At 70.3% G+C, this 17,648-nt stretch carries 6 protein-coding genes; 2 read left to right on the top strand and 4 right to left on the bottom strand.

Features of this window, described 5'->3' with window-relative positions:
- Positions 1–17: 17 nt before the first annotated feature.
- The 3 genes from AMK13_RS28705 to AMK13_RS28695 all read right to left on the bottom strand — a co-directional run bounded on the left by AMK13_RS28705 (position 18) and on the right by AMK13_RS28695 (position 12,521).
- Entirely contained in the window at positions 18–4,178 is a 4,161-nt protein-coding gene (locus AMK13_RS28705; protein WP_074004708.1) for an Eco57I restriction-modification methylase domain-containing protein, read from the bottom strand.
- Positions 4,175–7,129, bottom strand: a complete 2,955-nt coding sequence (locus AMK13_RS28700) for a helicase-related protein (protein WP_074004707.1) — start codon at positions 7,127–7,129, stop codon at positions 4,175–4,177. The genes AMK13_RS28705 and AMK13_RS28700 overlap by 4 nt, the downstream gene beginning before the upstream one ends.
- 121 nt (positions 7,130–7,250) lie before the next feature.
- Entirely contained in the window at positions 7,251–12,521 is a 5,271-nt protein-coding gene (locus AMK13_RS28695; protein ID WP_074004706.1) for a DEAD/DEAH box helicase, read from the bottom strand.
- Between the two features lie 223 nt (positions 12,522–12,744).
- On the opposite strand from AMK13_RS28695, the gene AMK13_RS28690 reads away from it, so the two are divergent.
- The gene (locus AMK13_RS28690) at positions 12,745–13,758 is read left to right on the top strand and encodes a serine/threonine-protein kinase (protein ID WP_074004705.1); all 1,014 of its coding nucleotides are present in this window, start codon (positions 12,745–12,747) and stop codon (positions 13,756–13,758) included.
- A 179-nt stretch (positions 13,759–13,937) separates the two neighbouring features.
- Positions 13,938–15,989, top strand: a complete 2,052-nt coding sequence (locus AMK13_RS28685; protein ID WP_074004704.1) for an N-6 DNA methylase — start codon at positions 13,938–13,940, stop codon at positions 15,987–15,989.
- Between the two features lie 28 nt (positions 15,990–16,017).
- Here the strand turns inward: AMK13_RS28685 and AMK13_RS28680 are convergent, their stop codons facing one another.
- Positions 16,018–17,472, bottom strand: a complete 1,455-nt coding sequence (locus tag AMK13_RS28680) for a serine/threonine-protein kinase (RefSeq protein WP_241853072.1) — start codon at positions 17,470–17,472, stop codon at positions 16,018–16,020.
- Positions 17,473–17,648: the final 176 nt, after the last annotated feature.

Below are 17,648 nucleotides of genomic sequence, written 5' to 3'. Positions count from 1 at the left end.
ACCCGAGGTGGCCGTATTCAGGCTTCGTGACGCGGGCCCTTCCCCGGCGGCGGGTCGAGTACGGTTCGGTACTCGTCGCCGGTCTCGCGGGCCTCCTCCATACGGTCGTAGATGTCGAGGATGAGGTCCTTGGTGCGGTAGGCGCCGCCGTGGGCGGCCTCGTCCCGCTTCTTGACAGTGGGGAATGCATCCATCACATACTCCACGTCCGCTCGGCTGATTCCGTAAGCGTGGAACATGGCCGCATCCAGCTCCCCGCGGAGCAGTTCGCGGCGCGCCTCGTCCCACCGGTAAGGAGCTCCTTCGTCCCCGTGGTCCTTGCCGAAGGCGGCCATGTCATGCGAGGTATAGGAGAGTTCCAGTACACGCGGAGTTAGCCAGTCCGCCAACCGCTCTTCCCCCGAGGCGCTGAACGGCAGCACCGCGTCCAGTGGCGGCACCGGGAACTGCATGACGTAACCGTAGGTCATCGAGGTACCGGCGACCTTCTGCCGGACGACGTAGTCGAAGGCGAACGACGCCACCACCCCGCTGAGCGCGGCGGCATCGGTTTCCACGAACATGAGCGGGAACTTGTGGCCGACGCCGAAGGCCGGGAGAGGCGTCCCGATCATGGTGCGGGTGTCCGTGGAACGGGCTACGTCCCGCCACCCCATCAGCCACCCCTTCCACCACTTGCGCTCAGCCAGCCGCGTCTCCACCCCCGCCCACAGGATTCGGTTGCCCTTCTTGTCCCGCTTCCCCGAGTCCAAGTCGAACTCCGGCACCCAGTATCGAGGCATCGGAGCGAAGTCCGGATCGTCGTGTTGTTCCGGCGTCACGCGCGGGAGCGTGCCGACGTTGGCCTGGGCCTGGGTCTGGCCCTCGTACGTACCGAGGCGGTGGTCAAAGTGGTGGAGCATCTTCGCCTCGTACAGGGGCAGATAGCGGCGCGTCTTCCCCTCTTCGCCGATGCGCGTGAAGACGTTGCCAGTCAACTGCCAGCCCTCGTCAGCCAGTTCCTGCTTGCCCTTGAACAGGTGGGAGTCGTTGGACATGTGGAACATGGTCATGAACGTCAGACCCCACGGGTTGGTCCCGCCCCAGCCGTTCTCGTCCGGCTCCTTCATCAACACCGGGACCCGGCGGTAGATCCCGAGGGTGATCTCCGCGTCCCGCCGGGTGCGGAACACCGGAAGCGTGCCCGTGTTGGGGTTGACCAGCAGGATCTCCTCCGGGGGCATGGCGAACCGCCGGCCGTCCAGGTCCTCCATGTACCGGGTGCCGAAGGCGAAGGACGCCTCGTCGACGCGCGCGCCGACGCCGGTGACGGTGAACAGGGAGAAACGCACGGAGTGGTGCACGTCCCGGCTGAGGATGAACGCCTCGTTCTCGAAGTCCAGGAACGACGCGAGCCGCGCCGTACGCACCAGGTCCGAGAAGAACGGCGCCGTCGTCGCGTCGGTGGCGATACCCGTCGGCAGGACCAGGCCCAGCCGGCCCGTCGGCGCGATGCCCAGCGAGGCCGCCTCGGCGAAGACGGCGTACGTGTTGACGTCGCCCCGTCCGGCCAGCGGAAAGCGGCCCGAGTCGCGCAGCAGATGGCTGACGCCCTCGGAGAGGCGGCGCGCGGCGATGAACTCGGTGTGCAGCGTGCAGTCCGTCTCCTCCTCGCTCTGGGCCAGCGCGTCGATCATGCGCTCGCGGGCCGCCTTGTTCGCGGCGTTCGCGATCTTCTCGTCACGGGTGGCGAAGAACTCCTGTTCCTGCAGCTTGACCCGCTCCCACGGCGGATTCCCCAGCACACAACTGAACCCGCCCTTCCACCCGGTCCGCTCGTCCACCCCCGGCGCCTTCGCATTCGCCGGAACCCGGAACACCTCCGGGAACTCCAGATGCCAGTGGAAGAACCGGTACTCCTCCCGCAGCCGTACGACCTCCTCCACCGTGCCGTGCGGCAGGCTCGCGCCACCCTCCTCGGAGTGCAGCGCGAGCAGCGACCTCGTGGTCAGCGCGGGCGGCGTCACCGACTTCGTCTTCTTCCAGACGAACGCCGCGCACCACGCGTCGGCCAGCTCAAGTGCCCGGGTGTAGTCCGGGGAGGTGGTCAGCTCCCGATACGCCTTGGCCTGGTTCTGGACGTCCTCCAGCTCCTGCGAGTTCGTGCCCGTGATCGCCGAGACCTTCTCACCGAACTCCGCGTTGGACTCGGCCAGCACTTCCTCCTCCGCGAACAGCGCGTCCTGGTTCACCCCGTGGCGCAGCGCGACCTTCCACGCCGTCCGCTCCGCGGCGTTGCGCTTCCTCAGGTCGGTGACGTGCTTCGGCTCGTCGCCCTCCAGCGGCTTGAACGCGTCGTCCGGCAGGCCCTCGGCCAGCAACTTCGGCGTCGTGCCCAGCAACCCGTTGCCGTGCTTGATGTGGGCGTCGAGGAAGGTGAGCGGCCGACCCGGCTCCATCGCCTCGATCCACAGGGACACCTTGGCCAGCTCCACAGCCATCTTGTTGAGGTCGACGCCGTATACGCACCGCGCGATCACGTCGCGCAGCGCGTGCCGTACGTCCTCGGCGCTCGGCTCGGGGTCGTCCGTGCGGATCTCGGCGAGGCCGCGGGCGATACGGCGGGCGGCGGCGACCAGGAAGTGGCCGGAGCCGCAGGCGGGGTCGCACACCGTCAGGGCGAGCAGCGCGTCCTCGCGCTCCTTCTTCGTCGTACCGGAGCGGACGGCCTGCTCGATGACCGGGTCGAGCGCGGAGTCGAGGAGGCAGTCGATGAGGGGGGACGGGGTGTAGTAGGAGCCGGAGGTCTTGCGGTCGTTGCCGTCAAGCTTGGCCAGTACGTACTCGTTGCCCTCGCCAAGGCGCGGCTCCAGTTCGAGCAGGGACTCGTACACCGAGCCGAGCTCGTCGGCACCGAGGTGGCGGTAGTCGACCTTGCGGGGGCGGCCCAGCTTGGCGTCGTACACCTCGGACAGGGCATGTACGGCCTCGTACAGGGACTGGTTGGACAGGCTAAGGCCGTCCAGGATCGCGTCCGTGGCCGTGGGCTCGAACAGGCCGCCCAGCGCCGGGAGTCCGAGTTCGGGGCGGCCACCGGGAGTACCGAGGCCCTCGATGACCAGCCGCAGCGCCTGCCACTGGTCGCCGTGAAGGGTGCCGGTGCGGCGGGCGACGCGGCGCAGGCGGGCCGTAGAGAAGTACTTCTCGTACGTCTCGCGGGCCTTCTCGGTGGCGTCGGGGTGCAGGAGCAGGTCGCGGTCCTCGGTGACGAAGAGGAACAGCAGGCGGTAGGCGAGGCGCAGCAGGGCCGGGTGGAGGTCGTCGCGGACGTTCTTGTCGCGGGTGCGCAGGGCGTCGCGTAGGCCGGCGTTGTCGGGGTGGGCGATCAGGCCCGTGCCGATCACGGTCAGGGCCTTCTCGACGCCCTTGCGGAGTTCCTTCAGGGCGCGGGTGCCGCTATCGATGGCCTCGGTGCGCCACTTCTCCAGGGGGCAGGTCGCGGCCGGCTCGCCCTCGGCACGGGGCTCGAAGCGGGTGCGGTGCAGCAGGCGCCATAGGAGGACGAAGTCGTCGGAGCGGTCGCCGTCGAAAATCGCCTGGAGGTCGAACTCGATGAACGCGGCGCCGGTGAGGGACGCGGACTCGCGCAGCAGGCGCAGCTGGCAGCCGTTGGAGAGGACGCCCCAGAGGGTGGAGTCCGCCGAGCGGTTGAGGTACTCCTGCACCATCGACTGGGGGGCCTGCTTGGCCAGTTCAGTGGTACGCGTATCGAGGGGGACGTTCCAGCCGGTGAGGTGGACGGGGACGTGCGCCCAGCGGTGGCTGACCTCGAAGTCCTTCTCGCCGTCGTGGGAGGGCAGGCCGGGCGCGGGGACGGGGGTGAGGGCGCCGAAGCCGAGCTGCTCGAAGAGGGGCAGCAACCAGCGTTCGGTGGTGACGCCGACCGCGTGCACGCCAGGGTCGGCGTCGGCACCGTCGCGGGCCAGGGCGTCCTGGTAGGCGGCCCACACTCCGCGCAGGTAGCCCCAGGAGCGCTCGGCGGCGTCCCGTACCGAGTCGCCCTTGGCGTACAGGCGGTAGTCGGCGGGCTTGGAGCCGGTCTGCTCCTTGCCCTCCTTGATCCGGACCAGGAGGTCGAACGGCAGGAGGCCGCCGACGGTGGCGACGGTGTCGGTGACGAGGGTCCTGGCGGTACTCATGCGCCCACTCCCTGGGAGAACGTCGGGGCCGGGCGGTAGTGGTACACGCCCAGGATGTCCGGGTCGCCCTGGTGGACGACCTTCAGGCCCGCGAGACGGGCGCGGGAGGCGGTACGAACCCTGCGGTGCGAGGCCTCCAGGTTGCGACCCAACTCGGCCGACTGGTCTCGCAGTTCGGGCATGATCGCGGGCAGGGCGGTCAGGATCTCGGCGATGTGCTCGGTGGCGAACTTCGGGTCGGTGTTCTGTGTGGCGCGGGCTGCGAGGAGGGCCACGGCCTCGTCCTCCGGAAGCCACTCGGGGGCATCAGGCCTGCCCCGGTAAGCGACCACTCGGGCATCCTCGGCGAGCTGCTCGCGCACCGAGCCATCGCGGGCGGGCAGGTTCAGCTGGAAGCGGTGGCGCACCAGCAGGAGCGTGGTGTTCCGCTCCACGGCCTTCGTACGGATGACTCCGCAACGGCGCGCCGGGCGCTGCCACTCCGGGACCTTGCCGGCGTCGTCTAGGGCCGCGTCCAGGACGAAGCGGGCGACGGCGGCGACCACCGGGTCCGTGCGGGTGAGGGCGGCCTCGCCGCGCGGGGCGCTGGGGGCGTCGTGGAAGACGACCGGGCGGGGGTGGCGGGGGCCGAGCGCGTGCGAGACGGTGTCGCGCAGGCCCTGTGGGAGGGCATCGGTGTGCGCGGTGAAGCCGCCCTGCTTCGTAGCGGCGGGCATACCACGCAGGGCGCCCAGGGCGCGGCGGGTGAAGTCCCGTACCTCCTCGCCGGTACCGAGCGCGGCACGGACCTCGTCGACCTCGGCGGCGACCTCGGCCTTCTTGATGGTGAGTTGGGCGTACCGGGAGCGGTAGCGCTTCTCCCGCTCGGCGGAGGACTGCCAGGCGATCTCCAGCTGCTCCGCCACCTCCTCCTGTGCGAACAGCCCTTCCTGCTCGTACGCCGACCGCTCGCCGCGCAGGATCAGCCCCTCGAACACGGCCTGCATGGCGCTCTCGGACTCCTGCGGCACGGGCACGGAGATGCCGGTGACCCGGCGGATGCGCTCGTGCTTGCGGAGCAGGACGTTGAGGACGATGCCGTCGACCGGGTTGTCGGCGCCGTACAGGGTGAGCGCCTTGACGATGTCGGTGCGCTGGCCGAAGCGGTCCACGCGGCCCTCGCGCTGCTCGTGGCGGGTCGGGTTCCACGCGAGGTCGTAGTGGACGACGGCGTCGAAGGACTCCTGGAGGTTGACACCCTCGGAGAGGCAGTCGGTGGCGACTAGGACGCGGCGCTCGGGCGCGGGGTTGCCTTCCTCGTCGGTGCCGGTCAGCTCGGCGATGCGGGTGACCCGCTGGTCGGGCGAGAGTCCGCCGGTCACGGAGGCCACCGCGACCAGGTGCTCGGCGCCCTTCTTGTTGAGGACCTTCTTGAGGTGGTCGGCCACGTAGTCGGCGGTCGCGATATAGCGGCAGAAGACGATGGGCCGGTAACCCTTGTCGAGGAGGTCGGAGACGGTGGTGATCAGCTTCTTCAGCTTGGCGTCGCGGGTCGGGCCGTAGAGCTTCTTGGCCGATTCGGCCATGGCGACCAGGCGGGCCCTCTCCTCGTCGTCGGCCTCGGTGCCGGTGGCCGCGGCTCCGGTGGCCGTGGGGAGGCGGGTGCCCGGTACAGCGTCCGCGGACTCGGGGGTCTCGCTGTCGGCCGGGTCGGAGACGGTGCGCTCCCCGGTGCGGTCCGCCTCGGCGGGGGTGCCCGCCTCCTCGACGCCGGCGCGCGTGTTCAGGGACTGCACGGCGGCGGCCGGGGAGGAGGACAGCGTGCGCAGCAGAGCGAGGGTCGACCACCAGCGCTGACGCTGCTGGAGGGCGCCGTCGGCCGCGCGTACAGTCTCCCGGGCGTAGGACAGGACCTCGTCGAGGAGCTTCTTGTAGTCGCGGTGCAGGGTGTAGGCGGTCTCGGCGGTGTCCCGGGAGGACGGGAAGTGCGCGCCGTCCTGGAAGTCCTCGCGGATGTCGGCGCGGCGGCGCTGCACGAAGAACTCGGCGAGCAGCCTGCGGCCCGCGTCGGTGTCAAGGGGGACGGCGGCCAGGCGGTCGTCGAGCAGGCCGATCAGGCGGCGGAAGGGCTCTTCCTTGCCGCTGTGCGGGGTGGCCGTTACCAGAAGGAGGTGGCGGTCGGTCCGGTCGGCGAGGGCGCGCAGCAGCGCGTACCGCTGCTGGGAAGAGCGGGCGGACGCGCCGACCGTGGTGTCGGAGACGCAGGAGTGCGCCTCGTCGACGATCACCAGGTCGGGGCAGTGGCGCAGGAAGTCCTCGCGGTGTCGGGGGGACTTGATGAAGTCGGTGGAGACGACGTACGCGCCGTCCGAGCGGAACACCGACTGGCCGTACGGGGTCTCACGCTCCAGACGGCCGATCGTGGACGGCAGCACGAGACGGGCGTCGACGCCGAACTTGCCGTACAGCTCGGCCCGCCACTGCTCGGCCAGGGCGGGCGAGCACAACACGACCAGGCCTCGTGCGTCGCCCTGCGCCAGCAGCTCGGCGGCGATCAGCCCGGCCTCCACGGTCTTGCCGATGCCGACGTCGTCGGCGATCAGCAGCCGGACGGTGTCCTGACGCAGCGCCATCAGCAGCGGGACCAGCTGGTAGGGGCGGGGGTCGACGGCGATCGAGGCGAGCGACCGGAAGGGGCCCGCGCCGGAGCGGAAGCCGATGCGCAGGGCGGTGCGCAGCAGCCCGGCGGCCTGCTGGTCGCCCAGGTCAGTGGGAGTGGGCGGGGCGAAGGTGGCGGGGACGACGGTCTCCAGGCCGGGTAGGACGCCCGCGATGTCGTCGTCGGCGCCGCCGAGCGGGCGCAAGACGAGGAGGTCGGGTGTGGAGTCGGGCAGCACGACCCACTCGCGGCCCCGGGCGTGGACGAGGGAGCCGACGGCGTATTGCCGGGTCGACTGGGCGGCGGTGGTCATGCGGGCCTTCCGGGTCGGGGCGGTAGGGGTCGTTCGGGCGGGTCGGCCGGGGCAGTGGCCGGAGCACTCGTCGGCGGGCCGCGGGAGGGGGCGGGCCGATGGGGTCCGCCCCTCCCCGAGGTCAGCGGCGCGCTTCGCCGAACACCGAAGGGTAGTCGGCGACGGCCTTCGACCAGTCGTCGTCGTAGCGGATGCGGATGACCTCCCAGCCGATCTCCTTCAGCCGCTCGGCGGCCTCCTCGTCGCGCAGGGCCGTCTCGGCGTAGTCGTGGTGCGGGCCGTCGACGAAGACCGCGACGGGGCCGAAGGAGGTGTCGTAGACGAAGTCCGGCTTGGACAGGGCCGCGCTCAGCCTGACCTGCTGGTGGTCGGGCAGGCGGTGGCCGTGGGTCCTGAGGTAGGCGACGAATCGCTCCTCCAGGGAGGAGTCGGCGCCCTCAATGAGCGCGTCGGCCTGCTCGTCGCGGCTGCGGCCCGCATGGCTGGAGCCGACCTCGCCGCCCGCGAAGTCCATCAGCAGCTGCTTCACCAGGTGGCGGTCGATCATCCGATGGTGGCGCTGGTTGCCGAAGGAGAGCAGGCAGTCGTAGCAGCCCTTCTCGCACGGGTCGCCATTGCGCTTCTCGGCTCCCCGGTCGCGCCCGACCTGGTCGAAGTGCGCGATCTTCAGGGCCCGGCCGGCGGCGCGGGCAAGCGCGTCGGGCTCGGCCTGGAGGCGGCGCAGGACGCCCGCGCCGCCCTCGGCGCTCTCGATGAACAGCAGCCGCTCGCGGGGCCCGTCATGCGGCGGCAGCTCCTCGGTGTCCAGCTCGGAGTCCTCCAGCTGGAACTCGGCCTCGATGCCCCGCTCCAGCGCGTACTGAAGGGTGATCGCGGTGTCCTTGTCGACGGGGGCCGCGAGCTTAAGGACGAGGATGTTGCGGGTGTCCTGGACGTACGGGATGACGGGGACCTTGCGCACGACCTTCTCCGCGTCGGCGAGGCCCTCGTCCTCCACCGGGGTCTCCCGGCCGGGCGCGCTCGTGCTCGGCCTGCCGGTGGAGCCGGCCAGCCACTGACCGGTGACCGGGTCGAGCCAGAAGCCGATGTCGCCCTTGGCGACCGAGCGGCGGTAGCCCAGGTTGGTGAGACGGACGGTGGCGCTGTCGCCGTAGACCAGTTCGGCAAGGAGGCGGCCGGCCGCGGCCTTCGCCTCGGCGCGCAGCGAACCGTCCCGGCCGTCCTCATGCTGCTTGAAACGGTAGGAGATCTCCACCGCGTAGCCCGTGCGCTGGCGCTCCTCCTCGTCGGAGGAGATCCGGTCGCGCCGGTGGGTGAAGACGGTGTGCAGGTGCAGCAACCCGGTACGGGGGTCGCCGTACGAGGTGCCGCAGCCCAGGCAGGTGTCCTCGCGCCGCTCCTCGGGGGACAGATAACCGCAGCCCTGGCACACCTTGGCACTCTCGGTGGTCAGTTCGCCGCTGGTGTCCGGCGGCAGCTGCACCCGGTCCACCTTGAACCGGCTGCCCTCGTGGTAGATCAGCGCGCCCGGCCCGAACTCGCGGATCGCGATGAACCGGGACCGCTGGAGGTAGTCGCCGTCGTAGCCGCGGCTGGTGCGGCCGGTGCCGGGGATGTACGCGGCGAGCGGGAGCCGGGGGAAGGAGTAGCCGGGCAGGAAGCCCTCGGAGGCGAAGTAGCGGTACGGGTAGAAGTCGGACAGCACCGTGCGCTCGCCTCCCTGCCTGTTCTCCAGAAGGGCGATCTGGTTCTCCGCCTGGGCGCGGCGGCGGACGGCTTGAGCCTGGGAGCGGCCGGTCGCCGTGCGGTTGCGGATGTTGTCGTGCTGGATCTCCCGCTCCTCCAGGGCCTTGCGGTAGAGGTTCCGCCAGCGTCCGCACTTCTCGTCGAAACGGCCGGGGGCCTTGGCGACGGTGTCCTCCAGCCACTGCTCGTGCCACCAGGACGTCTCGCGCAGGGCGTCGACGCAGCCCGCGAGGACGGTGCGGGCCCGCAGGAGGGCGCGCTGCTGGGCGGCCGGGCCGCCGATCTGCTCCCGCACCCCGGGCAGCAGCTCCAGCGAGGGGGTCTTGCCGTCGGTGTCGAGGATCTTGGTCATGGTGCGGCCGAGTTCCAGGCGGGTCTCGGCGAGCCAGATGGCGTGCACGTGCGAGGCGAGCAGGTCCTCGTTGGCCAGGTCGAGGCGGGGCGCGGCGACGGTGCCCGCGACCATCTGGTCGGAGCGGGTGAAGTAGTACTGGTCATGGCTGTTGCCGGTCGCGCAGTACGTGGTGACCAGCGCGGGCTGGCCCGAGCGGCCCGCGCGGCCCGAGCGCTGGGCGTAGTTCGCGGGGGTCGGCGGGACGTTGCGGAGGTTGACGGCGTTGAGGCTGGCGATGTCGACGCCGAGTTCCATCGTGGGCGAGCAGTACAGCAGGGGCAGCGGCAGCCCCTTGCTGAACATTTTCTCCCGTTCCTCGCGGACGTCGGGGTGGACCTGAGCGGTGTGCTCGGCAGCGTGCAGTCCGGCGAAGGTGGACGCGACCTCCTTGTAGAGCCCCTTGAAGAAGGCGTTGACGCGGGGGCCCCGGCCGGTGCGGTAGGTGCGGCGCAGCCGGTCCACCGCGCCGTGGTCGTCGTCGCGGGTGTGCCAGCGGATCACCGGGTGGTGGATCTGGTAGCCGGGGTCCTCGCCCCGACCCTGGGTGATCCGGCTCAGGACACCTCCGTCGGCGAGGACCTCCAGCAGGTCGCGGATCACGTCCTGGGCGTCGTCGAGGGAAAGGTCGTGGCTCCAGTGCGGGAAGGTCTCCGGCTTGCGGACGTGGCGGCCGAAAGCGCCGCGGCCGGTGAGGTTCTTCTCGCTGCGGCTGCGATCAGGCCGCCCCACGCGCGGCAGGGCGACGGTCGGTGTGGGAGGCGCCGCCTCGGTGTCGGCGATCCCCCAGGCGTCGTTGAGCTTCGCCGACTCCTTTCGCAGCTCGTTGAACTTCGCCTCGGTGAAGTACGGGGTGTCCACGGCCCGCTGGCGGCGCAGCTCGTCCATGAGGACCCGGGCGAGATCGAGCCGGGTGGCGGGAGTGGCGGTGCGCAGCGGCTCTGCCGCCCGCTGCCAGCGCTCCTCGTCCTCGGCGATCTGGTCGAGCCCCGCGTACTCCAGCCCGAGCAGACCGGTCTGTTCCAGGTTGGGCATGGTGACCCGCCAGCCGCGCTCCAGGTCCAGGAAGAGCCGGTACTCGACCACCTGGGCCAGCGCGTCCCGCGTCTCCTCGGCGAGCGCCTCCACTTCGGTGGGGTTGTTGGCGTACTCGTGCGGGGCCAGCCCCATGGCCTCGACGACCTCCTCGCCCAGCCGCTTCCAGCGCAGCCCCTTATCCCTCGCCTTCAGCATCGCGCGGTACAGCGCACCCCGCAGCTGGGTGACCATCACGAAGTCGTTGAAGTGACCGGACTGCAGGCTGGCGTCCTGCCGGTTGTCGACGAAGGTGAGCAACTTGCGTGCGTCCTTGCCGAGTTCCTTCTCCGGCAGGCTCTTCAGGTGGCGCACGATGGAAGCGCTGACGACAGACGTGGCTGTGGACCGGCCCTCCTGGTCGAGCGTCATCAGCTTGGCGAAATCCCGCTCCCGCACTTCCTCGTAGCTGACCCCGCACTCAAGGCAGAACAGGAACGGGGCGGGCACATAGGCGGCGTACAGGCCGTCCCCGTCCTTGTTCACGGCCGTGCCGTCGGGCCTCACCCACACGGGCTGTGGAGCGCGCTTCTTGCGGCTCGCGGTGAGGACGGGCGTGCCCTTCTTCGGGTCGAGGGTGAGCCAGCTGTCGGGGAAGCGGCGCTGGTCGATCGCGTCGGTGACACGCTCGGGCCAGGGGTTGGCGGCCGAGAGGTAGAGGTAGCCCTGCTCGTCGTCCGCGTCCTCACGGGTGCGGAAGGAGACCGTGCCGTCGTCGCTCTGCTCGCGGGCCACGGTGAGGTACTCCTGGCCGCACTCACGGCAGAAGGACAGCGGCAGCAGGAGCTTCTCCGGCTCTCCGGGCACCCGCTGCTGGTAGGTGCGGGTGATGTGGCGGCTGTCCGCCGGCTCCAGGGAGACGTACGCCGAGCCACCCTTGGAGAGGAACTGGTGGAGGCGGAACGCGAACAGCGCGCGGTCGTCGGCGTCGCGGACCTGTGTGCCGGCCCGGAGGGTGGACCGGATGGCCTTGGCGCAGGCGATGTACGGCTCGTCCTCGGGCGCGTCGCGCGGGATGTCGAAGGCGTCCTCGCGTAGGACGCGCGCGGCGAGCTCCACGGTGGTGGGCTTGGCGCGCACCAGCAAGCGGGTGCCGTCCTCGTCGGTGGTCTCGGTCAGGCCGAAGGCGGTCTCGACCCAGTGGGCCAGAGGGTCGGCCTTAAGTGCGTCGTACTCCAGCGGAGGGTTGTTCTCCATTACGCGGGCTGCGAGTTCGGCACGTGTGGGGGTCGTGTCGCCGGTCGCGCGGACCAGGGTCTCGCCCACCACCCAGTCTGGGGAGATCTCCGTGTCGAACAGGGTGGAGGCAACCTCGGCGACCTCACGGCGGCGGGCGGCGGGGGTGCCTTTGGTGGACATGGTGGCGGAGGTGCCGACGCACTGCAGGGCGGGCGACTCGCAGGCCTCGCGCACGCGCCGGACCAGCAGGGCGACGTCGGCGCCCTGACGGCCGCGGTAGGTGTGCAGTTCGTCCAGGACGAGGAAGCGCAGGCCCTTGGCCCGGCCGATGAGACGCTTGCGCTCCTCGGGGCGGGTGAGCATCAGCTCCAGCATCACGTAGTTGGTGAGCAGGATGTCCGGGGGGGTGTCGAGGACCGCGTCCTTCTCGGACTGCTTCTCCTGGCCGGTGTAACGGGCGTACGTGACGGGCTCGTTGCCCACGCCGTATCCGTCGGTGAGGAACTTCCTCAGCTCGCCCCGCTGGCTGTTGGCCAGCGCGTTCATCGGGTAGACAATGATCGCCTTGATGCTCGGGGGGTCTCCGGGCCGCTTCTCGCTCAGGATCCGGCTGACGATGGGCACGATGTAGCCGAGGCTCTTTCCGGAGCCGGTGCCGGTCGTCAGGACGTACGAGTCCTTCGAGTCGGCGGCCTCGATGGCATCGCGCTGGTGCTGGTGGAAGCGGATGGGACGGATCGTCGTGCCCCGCTTGTCCTTGCCGGTGCGGAAGATCCGCTTGCACTCGGGGTGGAGGAGGCCGAGGTCGTCGGCGAGGTGGTCGACGGTGCCGCCGCTCGCGAAGCTCGGGTTGAGCGAGAGCCAGGGGTCAGGCCACTGGTCGCCGTCGGCAAGGGACTTGGACACCTTCTCGCCGATCCGCGGGTCGTCGATCACCACCGAACCGGACGTGTATTCCTTGTAGTCCTGGATGAGCCGACGGTGCACCTCGAAGACGTCCACGTGATCCTCACTAGCTCCCGACGTAATCCCCGCATCACCGTAGTGGGTGCGGCGCGCGGGACGAACCGCCCCGCCTTCACCCCATTAGAGCAATAGCGTGTGAACTAAGTCAACGAACAAAGCGCCGCGCGGGCGGCATTCGAAGCACCACCGTGTCACACTCTTCCCGACACCAGCCCGGGCAGGGCACGGCAGGGCACGGAGGGGACGGGCCGCAGCGCGAATGGACACCGGAACACTGATCGCCGGTCGCTACCGGATCAAACGCCTCATCGGCCGGGGCGGCATGGGAGTCGTCTGGCTCGCCCACGACGAGAACCTGGGCCGCGACGTGGCGTTGAAGACCATGAACGTCGATCCGGGACTCACGGGGGAGCAGCGCGCCCGCGACGCCGAAAGGTTCCGCCGGGAGGCGCAGGCCGTCGCGCGACTCGACCATACGGGCCTCGCCACCGTCTACGATCTCGGCGAGGAGAACGGCACCCGCTTTCTCGTCATGCAGTACGTGATCGGGCCCCCGCTCGACGACCGGATCGCCGAGGAGGGCCCGCTCTCCATCGAGGAGATCGCGTCGGTCGGCGTCCAGATCGCCTCCGTCCTGGGCTCGGTGCACGCTCGCGAGGTCGTGCACCGCGACCTCAAGGGCAGCAACGTCGTGATCCGCACGGACGGCGTGGTTAAGGTCCTGGACTTCGGCGTCGCCGCCTTCCTCGACCCGGGCACCACAGGCCTCACCACGACCGGTGAGCACCCCGGCAGCCTGGAGTGCATGGCACCGGAACAGGTGCAGGGCAAGCCGGTCGACCCCCGCACCGATCTGTACGCGCTGGGCTGTCTGCTGTACGCGATGCTGACGGGCGAACCGGTCTTCACGCACGAGTCCGAACTGATGCTGCCCGGCATGATCCTTGAGCAGCCGCCCGTACCGCCCGGAAGGCTCCGCGCAGGCATCCCCTCCGAACTGGAGGACCTGGTGCTCCAGTTGCTGGCCAAGGACCCCGACGAGCGCCCCGCCCACGCCGGCGAGGTGTGGCAGCGTCTCGCCGTGTGGCTACCCGAGCGCCGTACCCCCGAACAGGCACTCGTCCCATGGGCCGAAGTGGACCCGCTGCGGCCCTTCACCCACCCGATGGGGCCCGAAGCCCGGCCTGTGCGGGCATGGGCAACATCGGGGCGGAACAGCCGACCCGGGCGGACGGGGGCAACGCCAGGGCGGCACAACCAGCCGTCGCGCTGACCCGCGCGCCTGACCGACCAGAACGCGACGTACGCCCCCAAACCCGCCATGGTGCATCTGTGAACAAAGTCAATGGTCATGTACGCTGACCGATGCAGTTCAGAGGAAGGGTGGCTTGATCACACACCCATGACCGAGGGGAAAGTCCTCCCTCCACCAGAAATGCCCTGGGAGTGTAGATGTCCACGTCGCGCGCCGTACCGGTGACCTTGGCCGAAATCGCCCGCCTTGCGGGTGTAGGACGAGCCGCGGTGAGCAATTGGCGGCGGCGGCATCCGTCCTTCCCTGAGCGGATCGCCGGCACCGACACCAACCCTCAGTTCTCCTTGACCGACATCGAGGGCTGGCTGCGCAACAACAAGAAGTTGAAAGAGTCCGCCGAGAGGGAATGGCTATGGCCCGGTTTCGAGGCGCTCGGCGGGCGTGACGAGACCGGGGCCGCGATCGCCGAGGTAGGACGGCTCCTCTCCGGGCGGGCGAGCGACGAAGGCGAGGAGATCCGTGCCGACACACGGGCGCTGATCGAACGGGCCGTGGATCTCGGACAGCGTGAAGGGGGCACGGAAACGTTCGCGTTTCTGCTGCGCCGTTGGCTCGACGTCCATGTGCGCCAGATCGCCACGACCCCGGAACCGCTGGCATCCCTCATGGCACAACTCGCCCTCAGGGCTGCCAACGACGTGGCGGGCGACAGCCCAGGCAGCTCCGGCGACACAACGGTCATGGACCCTGCGTGTGGCCCCGGGCATCTCCTCCTGGCCGCGGCCGACGCCGTGAGGGCGTCCGGCGCCGGGGCACTCACGCTGCTCGGCAGTGACCGGGACGCCGTCCTCGCCTCGCTGGCGGACTCCCGCATGGCCCTCGCCGAGAGCGAGGGCCACGGGCAGAAGGAGTGGGCGCAGGTCTCCGTACGGGCTGCGGACTCCCTACGCGACGACCCGTTCTCCGGCACCTCCGCCGACATCGTCCTGTGCAACCCGCCCTTCAACGAACGGGACTGGGGATACGAGGAGTTGGCCACCGACGCCCGCTGGGGCCACGGCCTTCCCCCGCGCACCGAGCCCGAACTCGCCTGGGTCCAGCACTGCCTGGCACAGCTGCGGCCGGGCGGCACCGCGGTACTACTGCTGCCGCCCGCCGTCGCGGCCAGGAAGGCCGGCCGCCGCATCCGCGGCTCGCTGCTGCGCACCGGGCAACTGCGAGCCGTCGTCGCGTTGCCGCCGGGCTGCGCCGCCCCGCACAGCGTCTCCCTGCACCTGTGGGTACTGCGGATGCCCGCCCACGGGGAAGGCACACCGGTGGGCGATCGGCTGCTGGTCGCCGACGCCGCCTCGCGCTTCCCCCGGGACCCGGAGGAGAAGTGGACCCCCGACTGGGCGGCGATCAGCGCTTTCGTGCGCGAGGCCGTCGAAGAGGCCGACTCCCCGCAGGCCCCTGCCTACGTGCGACAGGTGCCCGTCATCGAACTCCTCAACGACGAGGTCGACCTCACCCCTGGACGCCACATCGCCCCGTCGCCGGTGGACACGGCACCCCGACTGGCCGAATCCTGGCGGGAATTCACCGGGCTCACCGCGCACGTGAACAAGTTGGCCAGGCTGCTCGCGGCGCTCGACCTCGCCACGGCCGAGGCGGACACACCGACCGCAACCACAGTCGCCGAGCTCGCCCGAGCCGGAGCGCTCACCCTGCGCGGCGGCCAGCAGCCGCCGGAGGAATCGATCCACGCCGGCCCGCCGTCCGACGACGACATCCCCCTCCTCACCGTCCCCGATCTTCTGGTAGACGGCGAACCCCGAAGTTGGCTCGCTCCCGGCACCGCGGCGGCCGGAGAGGCCGTCATCGCCGAACCCGGGGACATCGTGGTGGTGGGCGTCGCCCGCGCCTTCTCCGCCTGGGTCAACGAGGGGCCACCGACCGCCCTCGGTCCCCAACTGCATGCCGTGCGAGTACAGCCCGAACAGCTCGACGCCTGGTTCCTAGCCGGTTCACTGCGGGCTCCCGCCAATGCCCGGCAGGCCGGCACCCACACCACGAGCTCCTCCCGCATCGACGTCCGCCGTCTCCAGATCCGCCAGATCCCTCTCGGAGAACAGCGGCGCTACGGAGAGGCGTTCCGCGAACTCACCGCCTTCGAACGGCTCTTGCGTCGCGCAGCCGACCTCGGCACGAGCCTCGTCCGCGATCTCGGCGACGAGCTGGCGGCGGGGCGGCTGGCCAACCGGGCGTAGCACATCGGCTCGCCAACACCAGTCAGCGTCACGCCTCCCTGCGCCTGGGCTCGGCCAGGCGGGCCGTGAGCTGGGCGTCGACCGCGCGGCGTAGGGCCTCGACACGAGCCGCGAGTTCCGCTGGCAGGCCAGCGGCCGTGCGGCCCGCCGTGTCGACCGCCGCGATGACCGCCTCCAGTTCCCCGAAGGCGAGTCGACATTCAGCCATGCGCAGCCGAATCAGCGCGCGATCGGCCTGCTCGGCCGGCCCGTCCCCATGAATGAGACCGTCGTCGACGGCCTGATAGAGGCGGGCCGCAGCGCCGAAATTGCCGGAGAGGCGGAATCCGTCCGCAGCCCCATGCCACACGCGACGCACCAGAGGGCGCTTCTCACCCCACTCCTCGCGGACCCGTTCTGTCAGACCGTGCAGCCGGTCGCTCGCGTCGCCCGGCTCACCGGTCGCGATCTCCGATTCGGCCTGCGCGCAGAGCTGTTCCACGACGCGGGCGTCCAGCCACTCATCTGCTGGTGCGGACGCGACAGGCAGCGTGAGAGTGACCGGGCGCAGACGAGCAGCCCGGTCCCGCGGCCGACGCATGGGGGCTGTGGGGTCGGGGTGGGTGCGGGGCCGGGGCTCGGGATCGCCAACCCCCGGGGCGAACGGGTCGAGGACTTCCAGGACCTCGTCAACGGCCGGGCGCTGCTCGGGCTTCTTGGCGAGCATGCGCAGCACCAGATCGTCGATCGGCTCCGGGATGCCCGCGGCGTACGTGCTCGGCGGCAGCGGCACCTCGTTGAGGTGCTTGTCGGTCAGGCCGGACTCCGCGCCGAGCGGGAACGGGGGCCGCCCGGTGAGGAGCTCGTAGAAGATGCAGCCGAAGCAGTAAACATCCGTGCGCGTGGTGGGCTCGCGCTCCAGGAGCTGCTCCGGCGCCAGATAACCGCGGGTGCCAAGCGTCGAACCGTGCGCCGTGTAACGGGTGACGTCGGCGTGCAGCGGCCTGGCGATGCCGAAGTCGATGAGGACGACCCACCCCTCTTCATCGATCATGAGGTTCGCGGGCTTGAGGTCCCGGTGTACGACCGGGAGAGTATGTGCGCAGGCCAATGCCCCTGCCACCTGGACGGCGACGGCGACCGCCGTGGCCAGGGGCAGGGGGCTGTGCTCGTCAAGGAAGGTCCGCAGACTCACTCCGGTCACCAGGCGCATGGCGATGTAGGGGACACCCTGGTGCGATCCGCTCCCGTACAGTTCGGTGATTCCCCGGTGGTCGAGCGTGCCCAGGAGGTTGGCCTCGCGCCGGAACCGGGCGTTCCTGACGGCGAGTTCGGCATCTCGCTCGTACGGGTCGAGGCAGTACAGGGCCTCGGAGTCGTGGCGCAGGAACTTCACCGCCACCTCCCGCCCCCCGGACACCTCTCGGGCCCGCCAGACCTGGGCCATCCCGCCCTTGCCCAGAGAGTTCTTCAACTCGTAGCGCCCGTCGACCAGATCACCCACGCCGGGCTTGTACGTATCCGCGTCCACCACTGTGCCCCTTCGCACCACTGCGCATCAGACCCACCAGCGTAGCGTGAAAGATTCTGGACGCGGGACGTCCATGGACTCAGTTCACAAATCTATGCCATGCTCAAGTGGTGCCCGGACGTCCTCGGACTCCCGTTGCCCTGGGCACC

Origin of the sequence: Streptomyces sp. CB02056, from assembly GCF_001905545.1 — a bacterium.
Classification (GTDB): domain Bacteria; phylum Actinomycetota; class Actinomycetes; order Streptomycetales; family Streptomycetaceae; genus Kitasatospora.
The sequence above is the reverse complement of the archived record's forward strand: the minus strand, read 5'-3'. Positions and strand labels throughout refer to the sequence as shown.